Origin of the sequence: Bradyrhizobium sp. PRIMUS42, from assembly GCF_023006515.1 — a bacterium.
Lineage (GTDB): Bacteria > Pseudomonadota > Alphaproteobacteria > Rhizobiales > Xanthobacteraceae > Bradyrhizobium.
Genome location: NZ_JALBGZ010000789.1, coordinates 1 through 2,718, shown reverse-complemented (window position 1 = coordinate 2,718; position 2,718 = coordinate 1). Strand labels below are relative to the sequence as shown.

Genomic DNA, 2,718 nt, shown 5'->3' with positions numbered 1-2,718 from the left:
TACGTTCACCACGAGCAACTCGGCCGCGGGGTCGGACGACTGCTGCTGCAGGAATTGATCGATGCTTGTGCGGCGGCCGGCTTCCGCCAGATGATCGGCTATATCGACGCCAATTTCAAGGAAACCCAGCTCAAGCGTATCCGTCCTGGCCAGCCGGTGACGATCAAGGTCGATGCCTACGGCATGCGCAAGTTCTCCGGCGTGGTCGACAGCATCGCCGCAGGCGCGGGCTCGGTGTTCACGCTGCTGCCGCCCGACAACGCCACCGGCAACTTCACCAAGATCGTGCAGCGCGTTCCGGTCCGCATCCGCGTGCCGAAGTCGGTGGCGAAGCAGAACCTGCTTCGTGCCGGCATGTCGGTCTATGCGACCGTCGACACCAACAAGGCCGCGGCCGACGCCGACAGCGAGGTCGATCTCGACGATCCCACCGCGATCCACCCGCAGTAAATAGCGACCTAGCGCTGCGAGGTCGGACCATGGCCAACGCCACCACTGCTTCACCTGCCACGATGACGGATCCCGCTTCGGAGCGCATCGCGCCGAAGCGGCTGTTCGCGTTCATCATCATGGTGTTCGGGATGTTCATGTCGATCCTGGACATCCAGATCGTCTCGGCGTCCCTCAGCGAAATCCAGGCCGGGCTGTCGGCGAGCTCCAGCGAAGTCGCCTGGGTCCAGACCGCCTATCTGATCGCCGAAGTCATCGCGATCCCGCTGTCGGGGTTCCTGTCGCGCGCCTTCGGCACGCGGCTGTTGTTCGCGATCTCGGCGGCGGGCTTCACCGCCTCGAGCCTGCTCTGCGGCTTTGCGACGACCATCGAGGAGATGATCCTCTGGCGCGCGCTGCAAGGTTTTCTCGGCGCCGGGATGATCCCGACGGTGTTCGCCTCGGCCTATACCGTCTTTCCGCGCTCCAAATTCCACATCGTCGGCCCCATCATCGGGCTGGTCGCGACCCTGGCGCCCACGATCGGGCCGACGGTCGGCGGCTACATCACCGATCTGATGTCGTGGAACTGGCTATTCTTCATCAACGTCGTGCCCGGCATCGGCATCACCATCGGCGTGCTGGCGCTGGTCGATTTCGACGAGCCGCATTTCGAGCTGCTCGACCGCTTCGACTGGTGGGGCTTGCTGTTCATGGCCGGCTTCCTCGGCACGCTGGAATATGTGCTGGAAGAAGGTCCGCAGCACGAATGGATGCAGGACACCTCGGTCGCGATCTGCGCCTGGATCTGCGCCATCTCGGCGATCGCCTTCTTCTGGCGCGTGTTCACGGCGGCCGAGCCGATCGTGAACTTACGCACCTTCTCCAACCGCAATTTCGCTGTGGGCTGTGTGCTGCAATTCTGCATCGGCATCGGCCTCTACGGCCTGACCTACATCTATCCGCGCTATCTCGCCGAGGTGCGCGGCTACAGCGCGCTGATGATCGGCGAGACCATGTTCGTCTCGGGCATCACCATGTTTCTGGTCGCACCGCTGGTCGGCCGGCTCATGGTGAAGGTCGACATGCGCTACATGATCGCGTTCGGCCTCGTCGTGTTCGCGATCGGCTCCTACCAGATGACCTGGATCACCCGCGACTACGATTTCTACGAACTGCTCGTGCCGCAGATCCTGCGCGGCGTCGGCATGATGTTCGCGATGGTGCCGACCAACAACATCGCGCTCGGCACGCTGGCGCCCGACAGGGTGAAGAACGCCTCGGGCCTGTTCAACCTGATGCGCAACCTCGGCGGCGCGGTCGGCCTCGCCGTCATCAACACTGTGCTCAACGACCGCACTGATCTGCACATCACCCGCCTGCAGGAGCGCGTGACCTGGGGCAACGCGACCGCGACCGAAACCCTGACCATGTTCATGCAGAAATTCCAGGGGCTCGGCGATTCCACGCTGATGGCGATGAAACAGCTCTCCCAGATCGTGCATCGCCAGGCCGTGGTGATGAGCTTCGGCGACGCCTTCTTCATCCTGACGCTGTTCTACCTCGGCCTCAGCCTGCTGGTGACGCTGCTGAACAAGCCGGCCGCCATGACGGGCGGCGGCGATGCGCATTGATGCTGCGCGCATCCCGCTAGCCACACATTCGGTGTCGTCGTCCGGCTTGACCGGACGATCCAGTATTCCAGAGGCCGGCGTTGGAGATCCCGCTCTCGCCACATCCGCTGCGACGTACTGGATCCCCCGCTTTCGCGGGGATGACGGCGGAGATTGAGGCGGCGGCGGGCGCGACAGCAGCCACCTCCGCAGACCAAATTGCAACACTCATCCGTGATCTCGCGCGAGCCCCGTTGCAAAGCGCGAGCGGCACATCTATAAAGCGCACCTCATTCAGTCGAACCGGGGAGAGATTTGCATGACTATGTCGCATTCGCAGATCGCGTGCCCGTGCTCGATGCTGTTCTGGCTCGGTAAGTGCTCGACCTCCTAGAGGTCCTTTCCGCCAGCTTCGATTGGGCTTCAAGTCCCGATCGTTCAACTTCCCAAGTCCAAGCCAACCCAAAGTGACGCCGTCTCGGCCTTCGCGGCCGGTTTGCGTCCATCGATGGAGCCAGCCTGCCCCAGAGGTGGCCGGATGATGTCATGACCGCTCTATCCAAGAAACCCGCTGCAATTCGCGTGGTGCTCGCAACACCATCGAGACCGCGCCGAGCGCCACGATGGCGCCGAATGCCACCAGCGCCGCGTGGCGCGCGTCGGGATCGGACGGGCC

The 2,718-nt window shown here is 63.4% G+C and carries 2 protein-coding genes; both read left to right on the top strand.

The genetic code is table 11. From position 1 onward, the window contains the following. Positions 1–450 (top strand): HlyD family secretion protein (locus tag MOV75_RS33650; protein ID WP_247007490.1); only part of this gene is annotated, 450 nt, incomplete at its 5' end. Between the two features lie 29 nt (positions 451–479). Then, entirely contained in the window at positions 480–2,063 is a 1,584-nt protein-coding gene (locus MOV75_RS33645; protein WP_246928571.1) for a DHA2 family efflux MFS transporter permease subunit, read from the top strand. The last annotated feature ends 655 nt before the right edge of the window (positions 2,064–2,718 follow it).

What these genes read in the sequence shown, in the direction of transcription:
- MOV75_RS33645 (WP_246928571.1), top strand. Translation starts at nt 480, where the DNA reads ATGGCCAACGCCACCACTGCTTCACCTGCCACGATGACGGATCCCGCT.